The sequence below is a fragment of the Stenotrophomonas nitritireducens genome, from assembly GCF_001431425.1.
Lineage (GTDB): Bacteria > Pseudomonadota > Gammaproteobacteria > Xanthomonadales > Xanthomonadaceae > Stenotrophomonas > Stenotrophomonas nitritireducens.
Window position 1 is genome coordinate 36579 of sequence record NZ_LDJG01000002.1, and the last position, 19050, is coordinate 55628.

15 protein-coding genes are annotated in these 19050 nt (G+C 69.6%); 6 read left to right on the top strand and 9 right to left on the bottom strand.

From position 1 onward, the window contains the following. Window positions 1–108 precede the first annotated feature (108 nt). The 8 genes from ABB22_RS01010 to ABB22_RS01045 form a co-directional block, all read right to left on the bottom strand. Window positions 109–1968, bottom strand: a complete 1860-nt coding sequence (locus ABB22_RS01010) for a glycoside hydrolase family 127 protein (protein ID WP_057505000.1) — start codon at window positions 1966–1968, stop codon at window positions 109–111. Next, entirely contained in the window at window positions 1965–4154 is a 2190-nt protein-coding gene (locus tag ABB22_RS01015; RefSeq protein ID WP_057505020.1) for a formylglycine-generating enzyme family protein, read from the bottom strand. Before ABB22_RS01015 ends, ABB22_RS01010 begins: the two co-directional genes overlap by 4 nt. A gap of 30 nt (window positions 4155–4184) precedes the next feature. Then, on the bottom strand, window positions 4185–5126 hold the full coding sequence (locus ABB22_RS01020; RefSeq protein ID WP_057505001.1) for a ribokinase: 942 nt from the start codon (window positions 5124–5126) through the stop codon (window positions 4185–4187). Beyond that, complete coding sequence (locus tag ABB22_RS01025) at window positions 5123–6403, bottom strand: serine hydrolase domain-containing protein (RefSeq protein ID WP_057505002.1); 1281 nt, start codon at window positions 6401–6403, stop codon at window positions 5123–5125. The genes ABB22_RS01020 and ABB22_RS01025 overlap by 4 nt, the downstream gene beginning before the upstream one ends. Before the next feature lie 227 nt (window positions 6404–6630). Continuing rightward, window positions 6631–8802, bottom strand: a complete 2172-nt coding sequence (locus ABB22_RS01030; RefSeq protein WP_057505003.1) for a TonB-dependent receptor — start codon at window positions 8800–8802, stop codon at window positions 6631–6633. A 247-nt stretch (window positions 8803–9049) separates the two neighbouring features. Next, window positions 9050–9931 (bottom strand): LysR family transcriptional regulator, encoded by an 882-nt coding sequence (locus ABB22_RS01035; protein ID WP_200911351.1) that lies wholly within the window; start codon window positions 9929–9931, stop codon window positions 9050–9052. Between the two features lie 85 nt (window positions 9932–10016). Continuing rightward, complete coding sequence (locus ABB22_RS01040) at window positions 10017–12446, bottom strand: sodium:solute symporter (protein ID WP_057505004.1); 2430 nt, start codon at window positions 12444–12446, stop codon at window positions 10017–10019. Window positions 12447–12471: 25 nt separating this feature from the next. Beyond that, window positions 12472–13329 (bottom strand): HpcH/HpaI aldolase/citrate lyase family protein, encoded by an 858-nt coding sequence (locus ABB22_RS01045; protein WP_057505005.1) that lies wholly within the window; start codon window positions 13327–13329, stop codon window positions 12472–12474. 143 nt (window positions 13330–13472) lie between these two features. Between ABB22_RS01045 and xth the strand changes: the two genes are divergently transcribed. Continuing rightward, window positions 13473–14246 (top strand): exodeoxyribonuclease III, encoded by a 774-nt coding sequence (xth, locus tag ABB22_RS01050; protein ID WP_057505006.1) that lies wholly within the window; start codon window positions 13473–13475, stop codon window positions 14244–14246. Between the two features lie 54 nt (window positions 14247–14300). On the opposite strand, the gene ABB22_RS01055 is transcribed toward xth, so the two are convergent. Beyond that, complete coding sequence (locus ABB22_RS01055) at window positions 14301–14555, bottom strand: GlsB/YeaQ/YmgE family stress response membrane protein (protein WP_055767264.1); 255 nt, start codon at window positions 14553–14555, stop codon at window positions 14301–14303. Window positions 14556–14651: 96 nt separating this feature from the next. Between ABB22_RS01055 and ABB22_RS01060 the strand changes: the two genes are divergently transcribed. From ABB22_RS01060 to ABB22_RS01080, 5 genes are all read left to right on the top strand, one after another. After that, on the top strand, window positions 14652–15239 hold the full coding sequence (locus ABB22_RS01060; RefSeq protein ID WP_055767441.1) for a 4'-phosphopantetheinyl transferase family protein: 588 nt from the start codon (window positions 14652–14654) through the stop codon (window positions 15237–15239). 172 nt (window positions 15240–15411) lie between these two features. Further along, a complete protein-coding gene (locus ABB22_RS01065) occupies window positions 15412–16416 on the top strand; it encodes an urea transporter (protein ID WP_082592132.1) in 1005 nt (334 codons plus the stop codon). An 88-nt stretch (window positions 16417–16504) separates the two neighbouring features. Beyond that, a complete protein-coding gene (gene rsmG, locus ABB22_RS01070; protein ID WP_057505007.1) occupies window positions 16505–17143 on the top strand; it encodes a 16S rRNA (guanine(527)-N(7))-methyltransferase RsmG in 639 nt (212 codons plus the stop codon). A gap of 174 nt (window positions 17144–17317) precedes the next feature. Next, a complete protein-coding gene (locus ABB22_RS01075) occupies window positions 17318–18115 on the top strand; it encodes a ParA family protein (protein ID WP_055767259.1) in 798 nt (265 codons plus the stop codon). After that, window positions 18115–19029 (top strand): ParB/RepB/Spo0J family partition protein, encoded by a 915-nt coding sequence (locus tag ABB22_RS01080; protein ID WP_055767256.1) that lies wholly within the window; start codon window positions 18115–18117, stop codon window positions 19027–19029. Before ABB22_RS01075 ends, ABB22_RS01080 begins: the two co-directional genes overlap by 1 nt. The last annotated feature ends 21 nt before the right edge of the window (window positions 19030–19050 follow it).

Here is a 19050-nt window from a genome sequence, read left to right on the forward strand (position 1 = left end):
CACTCGATTCCTTGATTGCAGTTTCCTCCGCGGTGCCGGGAAGAAACATATCGTGCGGGTATTTTCAGCGAGGACTTAAAGCGGCGAATGGGCGCTGGGCTGGCGCCTTCAATCCACCGGCGCCAGCGACAGCCAGGTCAACCGCCAGGCGCCATCCCCGCGCCCGCCGCAGCGGTAGTAAGGCTCGAACACCAGCGGAGCGCGGCATTCCAGCTGCATCGTCACCGGTGCGCCTTCGCCCCGGTCCTCGCCGACCCGCAGCCACTGCGACGAATCGCCGGCCGGCAGCTTCAGCGTCTCCTCGGTCTTGTAGCCGTCGATCAGTCCGGTGGCGTAGACCAGCGGGCCGTGGGTGAGGGCGACGTATTCCCAGCGCAGCACTTCCTGCGCCACCGGCGAGCCGTCGGGCGCGCGCGATTCCTGCACGTTGATGTTGGCCGCGCGCTGCAGCTGCGGCTGCATCGGCAGCGCCACGTTGACGATGTCGCCGGCGCGCCACGGGCGGTGCAGCTGCACGAAGCCGTCTTCGCCGGGCTGCACCGGCACATCGACGCCATTGACCTGGATGCGCGCGTCCTCGGCCCAGGCCGGGATGCGCACGCCGATGCCGAAGGTGGCGCTGGTATCCGGCGTCACCCGCAGTGTGACCTGGCCATCGAACGGATAGCGCGTGTGCTGCTGCAGCGTCACCCTGCCGGCCTCGGCGTGGCGCAGGGAGGCTTGGCCTGCACCGTACAGGTTCACCCGCAGGCCGCCGTCGGCGGCGGTGCCGTAGGCGATCTGCGGCAGTTCCTCCACCGCCATCGCGCCGGAGGACTTGCAGCAACGCCAGTAAGTCGTGTGCACGCGCTTGCCGTTGGGGAAGGTGTAGTAGCACCAGTCCTCGCCATTGGGTGCCATCGCCGCCAGCAGGTCGTTGTAGGCGGTGCGTTCCAGCTCGTCGGCGTAGCGCGCGTGGCCGGTGATGGCCAGCAGTTCGCGGTTGAGCTGCATCCATGCCAGTACCGAGCAGGTTTCCACGTAGGCCTGCGGGAAGAAGGTGCGCGGTGCGTTGAACACTTCGCGCGAGCGATGCGCCACGCCGCCCCACGGGCCGCCGCCCAGGGTCAGGTGCTGGTTGCGGATGTTGTTCCACAGGTTGTCGATGGCCAGCTTGTAGTCGGCCTTGCCGGTGGCCTTGTACAGCTTGGCCAGACCCACAAGATTCCATGACAGCTGGTAGGCCTTGCCGGTAGCGATGAACGCCGCGTCCTCGTTGGCAATGCCCTTGTCGAGCAGGGCCAGGCGCGGGTTGGCGTTGGCCTGCTGCAGGATCTTCTCGGCCAGCGCCAGATAACGTGGCTCGCCGGTGACCAGGTACAGGTCGGCGGCCGGGTCCAGCAGCACCGTCGCCGACATGCCGTGGTGGTTGCCCAGGGTGGTGATGTCGATGCCCGATTCCAGCGCCTGCCAGCACAGGTCGGCGATGCGCCGCGCGGCCTGCAGGTAGCGGTCATCGCCCAATGCACGCCAGGTTTCGAGGAAGCCGAGGATCAGGTAGCTGTGGGTCCAGATGTCCCAGGTGCGCAGCGCCGGTTCGCCGTTCCAACTTTCGGGCTTGGGCGGCTGCGGCACGGTGAAGCGACGGTCGGCGGCATAGTTGCCGAGATAGCCATCGTCGTCCTGCTGGCTGATCAGCCAATCGGCGACGCGGCGGAGGTTGGCTTCCAGCTCGGGCTGGTTGCCCTGAGCCACCGCGCGCGCGGTCGCAGACAGCCACTTGCCGGCGTGCTCGCCGTACCAGTCGCCTTCCTGGTTCTGCTGCTTGTGCGCCTGGCCGAAGATGCCGATCGACGGGCTGTGCTCATCGACGATGAAGTGGCTCAGGCGGCCGCTGCGGTTGGCCGCCAGCATCTGCCCGAACACGCCGTCCAGCTGTACCGCCGACGGCGCGATCAGCTGCTGACCACTGCTGATGAGCGCACTCATGCCGCGTCCACCACGCAGCGGAAGCCGAGCATGCCGCTGCGGTCCTTGGCCGGCGCCATCAGCAGGTACTTGCCGTGCTGATCCAGGCGATAGGCCTGCGGGAAGTACCAGTGCGAGGTCTGCGGCTGGTAGCTGGAGCCACCGCGCAGGATCGCGGCGCGGGTGTGCGTATCGACGAACTCATCGGTCCACTGCCACACGTTGCCGACCAGGTCTTCGACGCCGAACGGGCTGGCGCCCTGCGGATGCGCATCGACATCGGCCGGTGCCAGCACGCGGCGGCCGCGGTTTACCTGCGGCACGCGGCTGGCGTCCCAGTCATTGCCCCACGGGTAGCTGCGGCCATCGCTGCCCTGCGCGGCGTACTGCCATTCCCATTCGTGCGGCAGGCGCTTGCCGGCCCACGCGGCGTAGGCGCGCGCGTCTTCCAGTGACACCCAGATCACCGGCTTGTTGTCCCAGCCGGCGCGCGGTGCGCCATCCACCCAATGGGCTAGGAAATTGATGTCATCGGCCGGGTGGTAGCCGGTGGCGTCGATGAAAGCCTTGAACTGCGTGTTGGTGACCGGGTGGCGATCGATGTGGAACGCCTGCATCTGCATCAGCTTGCGGTGATGGCGGCGCGGGCAGTCCTCCCACGGGAACTGCACGTCCTGGCCGGCCCAGTTGAAGCCTTCGATCTCGACACCGCCGACCGCGAATACGAACTCACCGGCCGGAATGGTGACCATGCCCTGCGGCGCGACAGTCTGCGCGGTGGTGGCGGGGATCTCGCGCAGCTGCTGCGGGATCGCCTTCCATGCGCCGGAGAAACTGTTGAGCGGCTGTTCGGCGCGCTTGGCGGCGGCGACCAGGAATGCATCAAGACCGTCGACCACGACACCCGGCTGCACGCTCAGCACCGCACCAAAGCCGCGCGCTTCCATCGGCAGTTCGATGATGGCCACGCCCTCACGCACGGCCGGCGACAGCTCCACGCCGTGCCAGACATCGTAGTAACGGGTGCCGTCCACATGCGGCAGGCCGATCTGCTCGCCATTGACCGCGTATTCGTTGCGGTTGATGAAGGTGTGCAGGCACTGGCCATCGGCCGGGAACCGGCTGGCGAAGATGCCGCCCTGGTAGCAGACCTGGTAGGGCTCCCAGTCCATCGACACGATCAGCTGCGGGAACTGGCGGTAGATCGCGGCGATGCGGCGCAGGGTTTCGCCGTCGCGCGCGGTGAACTGGTTCCAGATGCCCCAGATGTTCTCCCAGGCGTTGTAGCCGATGCCGTTGAAGAAGCAGTACTGCAGGTCGTGGTTGCGGTTCCGCCCCCAGCGGTTCTCGTAGTTGACCATGTGGCGCGGCTCCAGCCACTTCCACTTGGACACCGGCGGCACCGGGCCGTCGGGTGCCTTTTTGCCCCAGCTCTGCACGTTCCAGATCAGCTGTTCTTCCGAGCTGATGGTGGACTCGGGCTGCACCACCACCGGGTTGCCCTTGGCATCGCAGGCATCGAAGAACGCACGCGGCACGCCGTTGAAGGTGTCGCCGTTGATGCCATCGGCACCGGTGGCCTTGATGATCTGCGCCATGCCGTCCCAGTGCGTCACGCCCGGGTCGCGGGTGCCGTGGTCCCACGGCTTGGCCGGCAGGAACACGCGCACGCCGCGCGCCTGGAAAGCCTTCACCGCGGCGGTCAGGCCTTCCAGGCCGCCCGGCAGCGTATGCGCCAGGTCGAACTGGTTGCGGTCGTCGATGCCGATGTTCGGATAGATGTACCAGATCAGTACCGAGTCCAGCCCGCCGAAGCGTTCGATCAGGTCGTCCAGGTACTTGTCGACGGTGTACTGCGCGGTTTCCACATCGAAGAAATAGCGGTCCTCGACCATCATCTGCGCGTGTACGAAATTGCGCTGCGCCCACTGCAGTTCCGGCCGGCGGTAGTTCACGTCGGTATAGCCGATGCGCACCAGATGCTCGCGGCGCCAGTCCTTGAGTTCGGTCAACCAGTCCGCGGCGCTGGCATTGGCGTCGATCATCCAGCTGCCGATGTCGGCGAACGGCCATGCAGGCGCCTTGCCCGGGGTGGGCAGATAACGGCCGGTGGTGACGTGCGAGAACCTGTACTCGGTGCGGATCGCCTCACGCCCGTAGTCGGCGGCTTCGTTGTCGTAATCGGGCGTGGTGTACGGCGTGGTCATGGCATTCATCCAGCGGAAAACGAAAGAGGGTCAGAGCGCGCACCATGCCGCCAGCGCGGCATGGGCATCGGCGCCGGGGACGCGGGTGGCATCGGCCAGCAGGACGGCGACCTCGGCGGTGTCCGGGATGCTGGACTGCGCGCCCAGGCGCGTGCAGGCCAGTGCGGACGCGGCGCTGGCGGCGAGCAGCGCCTGCTGCAGCGCCTGCCCGCGTGCCAGCGCCGCCACCAGCGTGCCGCAGAACGTATCGCCGGCGGCGGTGGTGTCCACCGGCGCGATGGAAAACGCCGGCTGCAGCAGGGTGCGGCCGGCCTCGCGCGCCAGGCAGCCGCGCGCGCCGAGGGTGACGATCACGCAGGGCACGTCCAGCCGCGCCAGGCCGGTGGCCAGGTCGGGCGGGTCGCCGGCGACGACGGCCAGTTCGCCTTCGTTGACGATCAGCATGTCCAGCTGCGCCAGCAGGGCATCGGGCAGCGCCTGCGCCGGCGCGGCGTTGAGCGCCACCTTGACCCCGGCCGCACGCGCGGCCCGTGCGTAGGCGAGCACGGTATCCAGCGGCGTTTCCATCTGCAGCAGCAGCCATTGCACGCCGTCCAGCGCGGGCAGGTGGCAGGGCCGCAGCGCCAGGTTGGCGCCGGGCGCGACGGTGATGGCGTTCTCGGCGTCGTCGGACAGGCAGACGAAGGCGGTGCCGGTCGGCAGCTGCGCATCGCGTATCGTGTGCAGCTGTACGCCGGCAGCGAGCAGCGAGGCTTCGATGGGCCTGGCGAAGTCATCATTGCCCAGCGCCAGCAGCATGCGCGTATCGGCGCCGCCGGCGCGCGCGCAGGCCACGGCCTGGTTGGCGCCCTTGCCGCCGGGGAAGGTGCGGAATTCGCGGCCGAGCACCGTCTCGCCCGGCGCCGGCACATGCGCCGCGCGCACCACGAAGTCGAGATTGGCCGAGCCGGCGACGAGGACGGTGCAACTCATGGAATGGCCTGGTAGACGAGGTTGTAGAAGCGGGTCGAAGGCGACGCCAGCGGCCTGTCGCCGCCGGGCAGGTATTGCATCAGCAGGATCGCCACCAGCTTTTCGCGGCGGTCGACGGTGAAGTAGGTCGATGCCGCGCCGGACCAGCCGAACTGGCCGACGCTGCCCAGCCGCCCGCGTGCCGCCGGGTCGGTCACCACGTAGCCGCCAAGCCCGAAGCCCTCGCCGTTGCCGGCGCTTGCGACCGCAGGTTCGAAGCCGCCGAGCTGGTCGCTCATCATCAGCTCGATGGTCTTGCGCGAGAGCAGCTGCCGGCCGCCACCGCGGCCGTCGTCGAGCAGCATGCGTGCGAACGCCAGGTAGTCCGCGGCCGTGGAGTACAGGCCGCCGGCACCGCTGTCGTAGCCTTTCAGGCGCACCCCAGGGGTGCGCGCGCTCGCCGTGCCGGCTAGGCGCAGGCTGCCGTCGTCGTTGCTGGTCGGCAGGTCGACCACGCGCCCGCGCTGCGCGGTGGGCACTTCGAAGCCGGTGTCGCGCATCGCCAGCGGGTCGAAGATGCGCTGCTGCAGGAACTGCGCGAAGGGTTGGCCGCCGACCACCTCCACCACCCGCGCCAGCAGTTCGGTGTTGCTGCCTTCGTAATGGAAATGCGTGCCGGGCGCGTCGGCCAGCGGCAGCGCGGCCAGGCGTGCGGCCACGTCCTGGAGCGAAATGGCGCTGTCGACATCGGCGGCGCTCAGCAGCCGGGTCGCGACTGGATGCGCGTCCGCGTCCGCGGCGAAACCGCTGGTATGGGTCAGCAGGTGGCGCAGGGTGATCGCCCGGGGCGACGGCGCCAGCTGCGGATGCCGCAGGTCGCCGCCCACCACGACCTGGCGGTCGGCGAAGGCGGGCAGGTAGCGTGACAGCGGATCGTCCAGCGACAGCCGGCCTTCCTCCATCAGCATCAGCACCGCCACCGAGGTCACCGGCTTGGTCATCGAATAGATGCGGAAGATGCTGTCCTCGCGCATCGGCCGCGTGCGTGCGAGGTCGGCATGGCCCCGGCTGCCATGGAAGGCGCCGCGTCCATCGACTTCGACCACGGCGACCGCGCCCGGATAGCCATCGGCCGCGGTGGAGCGCTGCAGGAAATCGTCCAGCCGTTGCCAGCGGTCACCGGCCAGGGCGGAGGCGGGAACAAGCGCGCAGGCCAGCGTCGCCGCCAGCAGCCGGCACGCCGCCGAGCGCCCTGTGGGCGGCGGTGCGGTGACGGTCGTGGTCGCGGTTGGATGCATGCTGCGGTCCCGTGTGGCCGGCCGTGCGGGCCGGACTGGATGGAGCGGGAAAGCGTCCGGCTGCCGGAGCGCGCTTTCCTTGGACCAGCCTAGACGGCGTACGCCCCGGCGCAAAGGGACGCCCGCTTGCTTCAGGCCGCAGCGATACCGGGGTGATGCGGCCCGGGCCGGGCGGTCCTGCAAAAGAGAACGGCGCCCCGGTAGCCGGGGCGCCGTGGGGGCGGAGATCAGAACGCGATGTTGTGCGAGAGCGAGATCACCCGTCCGCGACCGGCCATCCAGTCGTCGTTGGCGTTGCTGGCCTCGGAGGTGGTCAGGATGTACTGCTTGTTCAGCAGGTTCTCCAGGCCGAGGGTCAGCTTGCCGAAGCGGCCGGTGTCGTAGTTCACGCTCAGGTCCAGCAGGGTGCGGCCGGAGGTGTGCTCGGCGCCGCTGCGGCCCTGGTTGATGGTGCGCGCGAGCAGGGTGGTCGCGCCCAGGTTCAGGTCGGCCTGCGGGGCGAAGCGCCAGAACAGGTTCATGCCGATCTTGTCCGGGCTGACGTCGTTGGCGCCCATGCGCTTGTCCAGCGGCCCGTTCTTGGTGAACCAGGTCTTGCCGACGATGTGCGAGTACAGCGCGCTGAGCTTGAGGTCGCTGCTGAAATCGTAGCTGCCGGTCAGTTCGATGCCGTTGATGCGCACCGGGCCGCGGTTCATGACGAAGTCGCCGGTGACCGGGTCGGTGCTCAGCGAGACGCCGAGTTCGGAATAGCTGCGGTAGTACGAGGCGCTGGCCGAGGCGCTGCCGCCGCGCCAGTTGAAGCCGATTTCCTTGTTCTCCACGATGATCGGCTGCAGGTCGAGGATGCCGTCGACCTTGTAGCCGGGCTTGTTGATGTTGCGCAGCGGGATGCCGACGTTGGGCAGGCTGAAGCCTTCCGAGTACGAGGCATAGGCCGACAGGGCGTCGGTGAAGCGGTAGACCAGGCCGGCGTTGGGCAGGGTCTGGCGGTACTTCAGGGTGCCGCCTTCGACGAACACGCGGTTGTTGTAGTACGTGGTGGTGTAGCTGTCGACATGCAGCTCGCCGCTCTCGCGGCGCACGCCGCCGCTCAGGGTGAGGTCGCCGATGTCCCAGCTCAGCTGCGTGTACGGCGCGCTGGAGCTGTACTCCATCGGCGGCACCCACACGCGGTTGGTCAGGGCCAGGCGCTGGTCGGTGGTGTCCTTCACCTGGTCCACGCCCACGCGCAGTTCCAGGCCGTCCACGTTGAACAGGCCGCCCCGGGTCCACGAGGTGCGGAAGCCCTTCTTGTCCGAATTGACTTCGGACTGGTCGATCAGCGTACCCAGCGGCGCGAGCAGCGGATCCTGGCGGTCCTTGCCGTCCTCGGCGGGGTAACGCATGTGCTGGTCGGCGCGGTACGCATCGGCCAGCAGGGTGCCGCCGAAGAAGTCCGAGTGGCTGTAGGACAGCGCCAGCTGGTTGAAGTCGTTGAACTCGGTCTTGGCGCCGAGCGGCGTGCCGTGCACCGAGGTCGAGGTGACGTTGTTGGCGCGGTCGCCGATCACGCCGGTGTAGTTGCCCTTGCCGGTCAGGTTGAAGCGGCTGACCGACACCTGCAGGCGCTGCATGTCCGCTTCGCCGAAGTTGGTGCCCAGCTTGAGGAACAGGTTCTTGGCTTCGGAGTCGTTGATCGTGCCCGAACCGCGCATGCCGATCTTGCGGCCCTTGCCGTCGTAGGCCATGCCGCGGTCGACGAAGGAGGTGGCCAGCAGCAGGTCGTAGGCGTCTTCCTTGTGGCCGAAGGTCACGCCGACCTTCCAGCCGTCGCTGTCGTCGCGGCCCTGGGTGCTCCAGCGGGTGTTGACGCTGGTGTGGCTGCCTTCTTCCGGGGTTTTGGAGATGTAGTTGATGATGCCGCCGGCCGCGCCGACGCCCTCGGCCGCGGACGGGCCGTTGACCACTTCGATGCGGCCGATCACGCCCAGGTCGGTGAAGCTGCCGGCGCGGTTGGTCTCGCGCAGCGGCGAGGTCTGCGGGATGCCGTCGAACAGGCGCAGCGCGATGCGCCCGCGCAGGGTCTCGCCGGAGTTGGTCAGCGCCTGGGTCGATTCGGAATAGCCCGGGATGGTGCGCGAGAGCACCGCGGTGGCGTCTTCGGTCAGGCTCAGCGAGTTCTGCACTTCCTGCAGGCTGACGATGCTGACCGCGCCGGGAATGCGGTCCACGGCCTTGGGCGCGCGGGTGCCGGTGACGATCACGTTGTCCAGGTTGATCGCGTCCTGGTGGGCCGCGTGGGTGTTTGCGTCCTGCGCGGCCGCCGAGGCGGCGACCGTGGCGAGCACGAGGCCGACGGCCATCGACAGGTGCGTCCTGGCCGCTGCGCCGCTGCGTGCGCTGATTGGGTTGGTCATGGTTCTCTCTCCCCCCGAGTGGATTGCGGCGTCGACGACCGGGGAGCCGCGCGTGCCGGGAAACACCTCCGGGCTCGCGCCCGCCGTACCGGCGTGGATGGCGACTCTCTATGGAGTCTGGCCACGCTTTGGCCGGTCATGGGCGAAGACTAGGTGCGGCTTCATGACGATAGAAGCGCGGATTCGTATGTTCATTGCCTAGTGTTTGTTGCCGATCGCAGGCAGGGCGATCGGCCGCCGGCGCCTCTCAGGCGCGGCCGGGCAACAGCGCCGCGCGGCTTTCTTCCAGCAGTGCGTTGACCTGGCGGATGCGTACGGAAGAACGCGACCAGACCATGCCGATGCGGCGCGGCTCGCAGGGTTCGGGCAGGGGAAGGCGCGCCACCGCCAGGCCTTCGGGCCATGGCCGTGCCCAGTCCGGCACCAGCGACACGCCCAGCCCGCGGTCCACCATCACCGCGATGGCGTTGAGCGCGTTGAGCTCGAAACGCTCGCGCGGGACGATGCCGACGCGGCGCAGGTATTCGTCGGCCTGGCGTCCGCCCCATTCGTGGCGGTCGTAGCGGATCAGCGGTTCGTCGCGCAGCAGCTCGTGCGGGTCGCGTCCGGCCAGCCGCGCCGGCGCCAGCACCACCATCGGTTCCTCGCGCAGCAGCTGCCAGTCGCAGGTCTTGGGCAGCGAGAACGGCGCCTGCAGCACCATCGCCGCGTCCAGGTCGCCGGCTTCCACCGCGCCGTAGAGATCGGCCGAATAGCCGGGACGGATGAACACGTTGATCTCGGGGAACTTGGCCACCATCCGCGCCAGGATGTCCGGCACCAGCCCGGCCAGCGCGGTGGGGCACGCGCCGAGCCGCAGTTCGCCGGCCATGCCGCTCTCGTTGGCCACGCTGCGCAGGTCGGATACGTCGCGCAGCAGGTCGCGCGCGCGCTGCAGGATGCGCGCGCCCTCGGCGGTGACGCTGACCGTGCGTCCGGCGCGTGCGATCAGCGGTGCGCCGAGCTCGCGCTCCAGCGTGCGGATCTGCTGGGCGACCGCGGCCGGGGTGATGTGCAGCGAGCGTGCCGCCGCGGCCATCGAGCCGCGGTCGACCACGGTGACGAACGTGTTGAGGAACTGGGTTTCCACGGCTATGCCCTCTGGGTCCGGGGCAAACCTACAGGAGGGCATGGCGCGCGGCATCCGACCAACGTCATGGTCGCGCGCGCGCCGTTCATGTGGCGTCCTGCCGGTAGATGGTCAGGCCCTTGAGCGAGCGCGCCGGCGCCGGGAAGCACAGGCTGGCCAGGTAGCCGATCACGATGCACAGCAGGATCGAGATGCCCAGGTAGAAATACGGGTGCACCAGCTTGAACGACCAGGCCAGCAGGGTCAGCGCGATGCTGCCGGCGATGCCGATGGCCACGCCCGGCGAGTTGGCGCGGCGGGTGAACATGCCCAGCGTGTAGGCGCCGGCGAAACCACCGCCGAGCAGGCCGGCCAGTTCGATGGAGACGTCGAACAGCGAGTGGATGTCGTAGCGCGAAAGCACCAGCGCCAGGCCCATGCCGGCCAGGCCGACGACCACGGTCATGATCTCGGCGAAGCGCACGCTGCCGCGCTCGCTCGGGTTCTTCGCCAGCTTGTCGTAGAAGTCCACCGACAGCAGGGTCGCCACGCTGTTGATGATGCTCGACAGCGTGGACATGGCCGCGGCGAAGATGCCGGCGATGATCAGCCCGGTCACGCCCGGCGGCAGTTCGGCGGCGATGAACAGCGGGAAGGTCGCGTCGATCGGCAGCAGCGGGTCCAGCCGGCCCGGATTGTGCTTGTAGTACATCCACAGCGCGGTGCCGATGCTGTAGAAGATGAAGCCGCCGGGAATCATGATCGCGGCGAAGATCCAGATCGAGCGCCCGGCCTCCTTGTCCGACTTGGTCGCCAGCGTGCGCTGCATCAGCACCTGGTCCTTGGGGAAGGTGAGCACCACGTCGAACACGACCAGGAAGATGAAGCCCCACACCGTGGCCTTGGTCAGGTCGAAGCTGAAGTCCAGCAGCTTGGTCTTGTGCTCGGCCATCGCCGCTTCGCGGATGCCGTCGAAGTCGGCGCCCAGCGTCCACACGATGAAGCCGATGGCGAAGATCGCCCCGCCCATCTTCACGAACACCTGCACGAAGTCGGTCCACACCACCGCGCGCATGCCGCCCATCACCGTGTAGATGATGGTGAACACGCCCATGATCAGGATGCTCCAGACCACGTCGATGCCGGTGATGGTGGCGATCGCCAGCGCCGGCAGGAACAGGATCACGCTCAGCCGGCTGCCGATCTGCATGGCGATGGCCAGCGCGCTGGCGAGCATGCGGATGGCCGGGTGGAAGCGCGTCTCCAGGTAGGAGAATACGCTCATCAGGTCCAGCCGCCGCAGCAGCGGCACGATCCACACCGCCACGAACATCAGGCCCAGTACCGCGACCAGGTTGTTGGTCAGGTACTGCCAGTTGGTCTCGTAGGCCTTGGCCGGGATGGCGATGAAGCTGATCGAACTGGTGTTGGTGGCGTACAGGCTGATGCCCGCGGCCCAGAACGGGATGCTGCGCCCGCCGACGAAGAACTCCGATTCGGAGGCGGTCTGGTCCTTCAGGTAGAAGTACACGCCGATGCCGATCATGCCGATTAGGTAGACGACGATCACGCTCCAGTCCAGCCAGCCGAGCAGGTGCTTGCCGCCCTGCACTTCGGCGAAATGCACGCCGCCGTCGGCGCTGGTCCAGGCCAGGCCGTTGCCGCGCGCGGCGATGTCCAGCGGCGCCGGCGCGGCCGCGCCGGCCGGCGTGTCGAGCGTGGCCCAGGCGCTGGTGATGGTGTGGAAGGTGCGCAGGCCGGTACCGGTGGCATCGCGCACCAACATCAGCAGGTGCGCCTGGCCGAGCGCGCGCAGCGAGCCGGGCAGGATGTGTCCTCCAGGCGCCGGCGCCGCCTGCCAGCCGTTGTCCACGGTCCAGCGCCACAGCGCATCGCCCGCCACATCGCCGAGGACCGCGTACAGGCCGCCCTTCTGGCCCTGCAGCGCCACCAGCCGGCCGTCGGCAGGCCACACCGGCTGCGCCTGCCAGCCGCCGGCCTCGGCCGCCAGCGCGTGCCGATAGAGGTGCATCGAGCCATCGGCGGCGGTGCCGGCCACGTACAGCACGTCGCCGAGCGCGGCGGCCTGCGCGTTGCCCAGCGCCACCGGCAGGGCGAGCGTGCGTCCCAGCGCCAGCGTGTCGCCCTGCAGGCGTGCGCTCTGCAGGCGGTCGCTGCTGTCGGCGGCGGTGCCGCGCAGCAGCCAGGCCTGGCCTCCGGCGCTGACCGCCGTGCGGATGTCGGCGGTGGCACCGGCCGGCGCCAGCGCCAGCGGCTGCCAGGCCTTGCCGTCGCTGGTCAGTGTCCAAGCCTTGCCGGCGGACAGCGCGACGTCGTGACCGTCGACCGCCAGCAACCGTGGCTGCGCCGCATCGGCCGGCAGCGGTGCCAGGCTCCCGGATGTCACCGTGCTCAGGTTCTCCGCCGCCGCGGTGCCGCCCAGCGCCAGCAGTGCGAGCGTTGCCAGCAGGCGCAGGCCGCGCAGCGCGCGCCGGGGCAGGGGGAGGGCGGGCACAACGGCTGCGGGTATCGACATCGGCGTGGCTCGGCAGGAAAAGGGATCAGGAAGCGGCGCGGGCCGCGGCGGCCAGCAGCGCTTCGGCGCGGCGCAGGAAGGGCAGGTCGATCATGCGGCCTTCGAACAGGAACGCGCCGCGTCCCTGGGCGGCCGCGACCGTGGCGGCGGCAACGATGCGGCGGGCTTCGGCGACCGCGGCATCGGATACGCCGAAAACGTCGTTGGCCAATCCCACCTGGCGCGGGTGGATGCAGCTCTTGCCGATGAAGCCCAGCCCGCGGGCCATGCTCGCCTCGGTGCGGAAGCCCTCGTCGTCGCCGACATCGGGGAAGGCGCCGTCGCAGGCGAACACGCCGGCTTCGGCCGCCGCCATGCGCAGCGCGAACAGCGTGGCGTGCACGTTGGCCGCGGTGCGGGCGATGCCGTTGGGCGCGAACAGGTCGCCCAGCCCGAGCTGCAGGCCGGCCACGCGCGGGTGCGCGGCGGCGAGCTCCGCGGCCTGGCGCAGGCCGCGCGGGGTCTCGATGTTGAGCAGCAGGCCGATCGGACGCACGACGCCGTTGTCGGCCTCGGCGCGTTCCAGCGCCGCGGCCGCTTCGCGCACCTGCGCCGCGGATTCGACCTTGGGGAGATTGAGCAGCCAGACCGAGGGCAGGGCGACCGCCGCCACGTCGGCGGCGAAGTGGGCGCTGCCGGTGCCGTTGCAGCGCACGATCAACCGCCGGCCGCTGGCGGCCACGTCGGCCCGGGAGAGGAACAGTCCGACCTGCACGCGCGCGGCGGCCTTGCCGGCTTCCGGCACCGAATCCTCCAGATCGAAGGACAGGACATCGGCCGCGCCGGCCATCGCCTTGTCGAACAGTTCCGGGCGTGCGCCGGGCACGAACAGCTTGCTACGCATGGTTTCCCCTCATCCTGCGGGGCAGTCTGCGCGATTCGGAACGCTGAAAAAGTGCGTTCCCGGACATTCATGCGATAGCGTTTGTTTGCAGTGCCGCGGTCGCCGCCGGCCCGGTGCGCATCGGCTGGGCTTAGAATCGCCCCATGAAAATCGCTTCGTGGAACGTCAATTCGCTCAATGTCCGCCTGCCCCACCTGGAGCAGTGGCTGGCCGCTTTCGCCCCCGACGTGGTCGGCATCCAGGAAACCAAGCTGGAGGACCACAAGTTCCCGGAGACCCGGCTGCTGGAACTGGGTTACCGCAACGTGTTCGCCGGGCAGAAGACCTACAACGGCGTGGCGCTGCTGGCGCGCGATCCCATCGAGGACGTGCAGGTCGGCATCCCGGGCTTCGACGACGAGCAGAAGCGGGCCATCGCCGGCACCGTCAACGGCGTGCGCGTTATCAACCTCTACGTGGTCAACGGCCAGGACGTGGGCACCGAGAAGTACGCCTACAAGCTGCGCTGGCTCGAAGCGGTGCACGACTGGATCGCCGCCGAACTGCGGGAGCACCCGAAGCTGGTGGTGCTGGGCGATTTCAACATCGCCCCGGACGACCGCGACGTGCACGACCCGGCGGTGTGGAACGGCGACCACATCCTCACGTCCACGGCCGAGCGCGGTGCGCTGGAGAAGCTGCTGCGGCTGGGCCTGCACGACGGCTTCCGCCTGCACAACGACGCGGCTGGCGTTTTCAGCTGGTGGGATTACCGCGCTGCCGGTTTCCGCCGCGACCTGGGCCTGCGCATCGACCTGACCCTGGTGTCCGACGCGCTCCGGCCGCAGGCGGTGGCCGCCGGCATCGACCGCGAACCGCGGACCTGGGACCGCCCCAGCGACCATGCGCCGGCGTGGGTGCAGCTGGCGAAGGACTGAGACAGCGAAGCCCGGCCGTTGCCGGCCGGGCTTCGTGGTTCGCAGGCCCGCGGGTCAGCGGATGCTCTTGCGCGTGAACAGGTTGACGATGGCCAGCAGGATCACCGCGCCGAGCAGCGAAAGCAGGAACGAGCGCAGGGTGATGGCGCCGTTGATGCTGCCGCCGCTGAACAGGAAGCCGGCGATCATTGCGCCGATGATGCCCACCACGATGTTCAGGATGATGCCCTGCTGCGCGTCGCGGCGCATGATGATGCTGGCGAGCCAGCCGACAACGCCGCCCACGATCAACCAGATGATGATGCCCATGCCGATGTCTCCTTTCGTCTATGCACCCGGAGCGGTGCGACCGTTGCAGTCAAGACGATCGGGCGTGAAGCGGTTGTGGACCAGGGCCGCGGGCTGATGGCGCCGGTGCCGTCCTGGCGGTTCGGGCAGGTGAGGGTCTGGCAGCTGCCGCACGTGCCCGGCACCCGCGGCGAGCCGCAGGCGCGCGAGCTGCTGGCGGCCGAACTGGGCAGCACGCCGCAGGCCCTGCCGCTGACCCGCGACGAGCGCGGCCGGCCCTGGCTGATCGGCGAACTGGCGCATTACGGTACCGGCTGGAGCCACAGTGGCGGCCACCTGCTGGTGGCGCTGGGCGAACGCGCCCGGCTGGGCGTGGACCTGGAGCAGCAGCGCCCGCGCCGGCAGATGCGGCAGGTGATCGCCCGCTTCTTCCATCCCGACGAGATAGCCTGGCTGGACGGGCTGGACGATGCCGCCCGCGAACACTGGTTCTTCCGCGTCTGGTGCGCCAAGGAAGCCCTGCTCAAGGCGCATGGCCATGGCATTTCCTTCGGCCTGCACCGGCTGCGCTTCGCCCCCGGCGACGACGGCGCCCTGTACCTGGCCTGGTGCGACCCCGGATTGGGCGAGGCGGCGCGCTGGCACCTGCACGAATGGCAGGCCGCGGCCGATTTCCGCGCCGCGCTGGCGTGGTATCCGTTCTGAAAACGGCGCGCATGGCCGCAGCGGCTGGCGCCGTGCGACGGGATCGGTGCCGGCGCCTCCCGGCAGTCATGCCGTCGTCGGCCCACATGCCGCGCCCGGACACTGCCACACTGCGCTGCCCGGCTGGTCCGGGGCGGCGTTCGCGCCGATCTTCCGTGCCTGCGAGGATTCCATGAAGCCCCGTGTTTCCCCCCGGCCGGCGCATACGACGCCCGCCCCGCGCCCGGCCCGCCTGTCCGCTGATCCGGGGGCGTGCGTGCTGGCGGCGGCGAGCACCCTGCTGCGCGGCATCAGCCAGGTGATGCTGCAGGACAACCGCCTGGCCGGCCTGCTGTTCCTGGCGGGCATCTTCTACAACTCGCTGCTGTTCGGCGGGGCGGTGCTGCTCGGAACCGCGGCAAGCACGCTCACCGCGCTGTGGCTGGGCGCCGAGCGCGTGAAAATCCGTGCCGGGCTGTTCGGCTTCAACGGTGCGCTGGTCGCCATCGCGCTGCTGTATTTCCTGGAGCCGAGCCCGCTGACCTGGGGTTATGTGATGCTGGCGGCGGCCGGCACCACGGTATTGATGGCGGCCCTGATGAACCTGTTCGCGGCGTGGAGGCTGCCGGCACTGACGGCCCCCTTCGTGTTCACCGCGCTGCTGTTCGTGCTGGCCTGCGCGCGCTTCGGCCAGCTGCACTCCACCGGCTCCCTGCCCACCGCCGGCCTGCCGAAGGCGACGGCGGTGGAAGGCATCGTGACCTTCTCGACGGTGGTCGAAGGCCTGTTCAACGGCCTTGCCCAGGTCTTCTTCCAGGGCAATGTCGTCACCGGTGTGCTGTTCGCGATCGGCCTGCTGGTCGCGTCGCGGCTAGCGTTCGTGGCGGCATTGGCCGGTTCGCTGGGCGGCCTGCTGGTGGCGTGGGGCATGGGCGCGGCCGAGCCGGCGATCCGCGCCGGTGCCTTCGGGTTCAATCCGGCATTGACCGCCATCGCGCTGTACGGCGTGTTCTTCGCCGCCAACGCCACGGCGGCGGGCTACGCCCTGCTGGGCGCGGTCGTCACCGCGGTGGTGTTCGCCGGCGCATCGGCGGCGCTGGAGCCGATCGGCATGCCGGCGTTGACCCTGCCGTTCGTGCTGGTCACCTGGTGTTTCGTCGCCGCAGGCCCGTTGTTTCCCCGTCTGCGCGCGCCGTGAGGCGGCCGGTGGCGCGCTGCCCGGGCCAGGGCGGCCTGCTTCCTCGCGTCGCTCCTGACCCGCTCCCCGGCTCTGCGATAATCCGCGCATGAACGACACCTCCCTACCGCCTGAAGTCGGCAGCGATCTGGCGAACGGCCTGCGGACGATGGGCCTGGACGCCGCGCTGGCCGAGCCGCTGCTTGCCTATCTGGCCCTGCTGGTGCGCTGGAACCGCACCTACAACCTCACTGCGATCCGCGATCCGCGCGAGATGGTCACCCGCCACCTGCTCGATTCGCTGGCGATGGTGCCGCACATCGAGTCCGGCACCCTGGCCGACCTGGGCACCGGCCCCGGGCTGCCCGGCATCCCGCTGGCCATCGCCCGCCCGCCGCTGCGGGTGACGCTGGTGGAAAGCAACGGCAAGAAGGCGCGCTTCCTGCGCGAGGCCGTGCGCCAGCTCGGCCTGGACAACGCACGCGTGGCCGAGTCGCGCGCCGAGGCGCTGGACGAGCCGGCCGCCTACGACAACCTGACCGCCCGCGCCATGGACACCCTGGCCGGCATCGTCGCGGTCGGCGGCCACCTGCTGCGCCCCGGCGGCCACCTTCTGGCGATGAAGGGCGTGCACCCGCACGAGGAAATCGCCGCACTGCCCGCCGACTGGCGCGTACTCGAAGTGCGTCCGCTGCAGGTGCCGGGGCTGGTGGGCGAGCGCCACCTGGTGGTGTGCAGCCGCACCTGAAGGCCCCGCGGCCTTGCGCGGGAGCGGCTTCAGCCGCGATGGGGATCTCCCGTTGAAGCCTTGCGCGGCTGAAGCCGCTCCTGCGGGAGGCGTGGCCGGCGCGGATTTCCCCGATCCGGCCCCCAGCCCGCATAATGCCCAGTCCCAACCTTCCAGCCCATGAGGCCCACCCGCATGGCTCGCATCATCGCCATCGCCAACCAGAAAGGCGGCGTCGGCAAGACCACCACCGCCGTGAACCTGGCCGCCGCCCTCGCCGCGGCGCCGCGGCGCGTGCTGCTGGTCGACCTGGATTCACAGGGCAACGCGACCATGGGCAGCGGCGTGGACAAGCGCGAGGTCGCCGCATCCACCTGCGACCTGCTGCTGGGCGAGAGCAGCGCCGCCGACATCCGGGTGAAGGCGCCCGAAGGCTATGACCTGCTGCCGGGCAACATCGACCTGACCGCGGCCGAGATCCAGCTGATGGAGCAGGAAGGCCGCGAGCAGCGCCTCAAGCGCGCGCTGGCGCCGATCCGCGGCGACTACGACTTCATCCTGATCGACTGCCCGCCGGCGTTGTCGCTGCTGACGCTCAACGCGCTGGCCGCCGCCGACTCGGTGCTGGTGCCGATGCAGTGCGAGTACTACGCGCTGGAAGGCCTTAGCGCGCTGGTGGAGACCATCGAGGCGTTGCGCGGCAGCCTGAACCCCAGCCTGGAGATCGAAGGCGTGCTGCGCACCATGTTCGACGTGCGCAACAACCTGGCCAACGCGGTGTCGGCCGAGCTCACCGGGCATTTCGGCGACCGCGTGTTCCGCACCATCGTGCCGCGCAACGTGCGCCTGGCCGAGGCGCCGAGCCACGGCCAGAGCATCGTCGGCTACGACCGCACCTCGCGCGGCGGCGTGGCCTACCTCGGCCTGGCGGGAGAGCTCATCCGCCGCACCGATGAACGCAACAGGGCCGTCAGGGCCGTGGAGGCTGTCTGATGAGCGCTGCAAAAAAACGCGGCCTGGGCCGTGGCCTGGACGCGCTGCTGGGCCCCAAGGGCGCGGTGACGCCGGTATCGGTGGCGGCCGTGGCCGAACCGCAGCCGGGCGAAGTACTGCGCAAGCTGCAGATCGACCTGCTGCAGCCGGGCAAGTACCAGCCGCGCCGGGAGATGGACGAGGCCAAGCTGGGCGAGCTGTCCGAATCGATCAAGGCGCAGGGCGTGATCCAGCCGATCCTGGTGCGCCAGGTCGAGGGCGGCAGGTACGAGATCGTCGCCGGCGAACGCCGCTGGCGCGCCTCGCGCCTGGCCGGGCTGGACGAAGTGCCGGTGGTGGTGCGCGAGCTGGAAGACCGCACCGTCATCGCCATGGCGCTGATCGAGAACATCCAGCGCGAAGACCTCAACCCGCTGGAGGAAGCCGAAGCGCTGCAGCGGCTGATCTCCGAATTCTCGCTGACCCATGCCGAAGCCGCGCAGGCGGTGGGCCGTTCGCGCGCCTCGGTGTCCAACCTGCTGCGCCTGATCGACCTGCCCATCGGCGTGCGCGTGCTGCTGGAAAGCCGCCGCCTGGAAATGGGCCACGCCCGCGCGCTGCTGACGCTGGCGCCGGAACTGGCGACCAAGCTGGCGCAGGACGCCGCCGACGAAGGCTGGTCGGTGCGCGAGGTCGAGCATCGCGCCCAGCAGTTCGCCGCCGGCAAGGTGCCGGGCGCGCGCAACGCCAAGCCCAAGCCGGCCGCGCCGCAGGCCGACATCGCCTCGCTGGAGACCGAACTGTCCGAGTCGCTGGGCACCCGGGTCGCGATCAACCACGGCCGCGGCGGCAAGGGCAAGCTGGTCATCCACTACACCGACCTGGACACGCTCGACGGCGTGCTGGAAAGGCTGCGTACCCGTCGGCAAGGCTGACGTTCCCTACTTCCCGAGGTG

Bases quoted from the DNA above. Each gene is read 5' to 3' on its own strand.
- ABB22_RS01010 (WP_057505000.1), bottom strand. From the start codon at position 1,968: ATGAGTGCGCTCATCAGCAGTGGTCAGCAGCTGATCGCGCCGTCGGCG.
- ABB22_RS01015 (WP_057505020.1), bottom strand. From the start codon at position 4,154: ATGACCACGCCGTACACCACGCCCGATTACGACAACGAAGCCGCCGAC.
- ABB22_RS01020 (WP_057505001.1), bottom strand. From the start codon at position 5,126: ATGAGTTGCACCGTCCTCGTCGCCGGCTCGGCCAATCTCGACTTCGTG.
- ABB22_RS01025 (WP_057505002.1), bottom strand. From the start codon at position 6,403: ATGCATCCAACCGCGACCACGACCGTCACCGCACCGCCGCCCACAGGG.
- ABB22_RS01030 (WP_057505003.1), bottom strand. From the start codon at position 8,802: ATGACCAACCCAATCAGCGCACGCAGCGGCGCAGCGGCCAGGACGCAC.
- ABB22_RS01040 (WP_057505004.1), bottom strand. From the start codon at position 12,446: ATGTCGATACCCGCAGCCGTTGTGCCCGCCCTCCCCCTGCCCCGGCGC.
- ABB22_RS01045 (WP_057505005.1), bottom strand. From the start codon at position 13,329: ATGCGTAGCAAGCTGTTCGTGCCCGGCGCACGCCCGGAACTGTTCGAC.
- xth (WP_057505006.1), top strand. From the start codon at position 13,473: ATGAAAATCGCTTCGTGGAACGTCAATTCGCTCAATGTCCGCCTGCCC.
- ABB22_RS01055 (WP_055767264.1), bottom strand. From the start codon at position 14,555: ATGGGCATCATCATCTGGTTGATCGTGGGCGGCGTTGTCGGCTGGCTC.
- ABB22_RS01060 (WP_055767441.1), top strand. From the start codon at position 14,652: ATGGCGCCGGTGCCGTCCTGGCGGTTCGGGCAGGTGAGGGTCTGGCAG.
- ABB22_RS01065 (WP_082592132.1), top strand. From the start codon at position 15,412: ATGAAGCCCCGTGTTTCCCCCCGGCCGGCGCATACGACGCCCGCCCCG.
- rsmG (WP_057505007.1), top strand. From the start codon at position 16,505: ATGAACGACACCTCCCTACCGCCTGAAGTCGGCAGCGATCTGGCGAAC.
- ABB22_RS01075 (WP_055767259.1), top strand. From the start codon at position 17,318: ATGGCTCGCATCATCGCCATCGCCAACCAGAAAGGCGGCGTCGGCAAG.
- ABB22_RS01080 (WP_055767256.1), top strand. From the start codon at position 18,115: ATGAGCGCTGCAAAAAAACGCGGCCTGGGCCGTGGCCTGGACGCGCTG.